General features: G+C 58.6%; 1 protein-coding gene. It reads right to left on the bottom strand.

The features are described from left to right. Positions 1–266: solute carrier family 23 protein (locus SB765_RS30380; protein WP_410932588.1), on the bottom strand; the 266-nt coding region annotated here is incomplete at both ends.

Genomic DNA, 266 nt, shown 5'->3' with positions numbered 1-266 from the left:
CACACCACCGGGACTCGGTTGAGGATCACGATAATCGCCAGTACCACGCCCGACAGCAGCAGGTTATCGCCATTGGCGAAGGTGTCGTTGGCCATGGCGCCAAAACCGCCACCCATGCTGATCAGGCCGACCTTGATTAGCGTCAGGCCGATCATCAAAACTACGATGCCGGTCACCAACGGGGTGATAAGACGCTTTACGAAGGGCAGGATGCGCGAAACGCCCATCTCCACGAACGAGCCTGCGATCACCACGCCGAAGATAGC

The sequence above is a fragment of the Pseudomonas sp. SIMBA_067 genome (genome assembly GCF_046534675.1).
GTDB lineage: Bacteria > Pseudomonadota > Gammaproteobacteria > Pseudomonadales > Pseudomonadaceae > Aquipseudomonas > Aquipseudomonas putida.
Note: the sequence above shows the minus strand (reverse complement) of the source record. Positions and strands in the feature narration are given on the sequence as shown.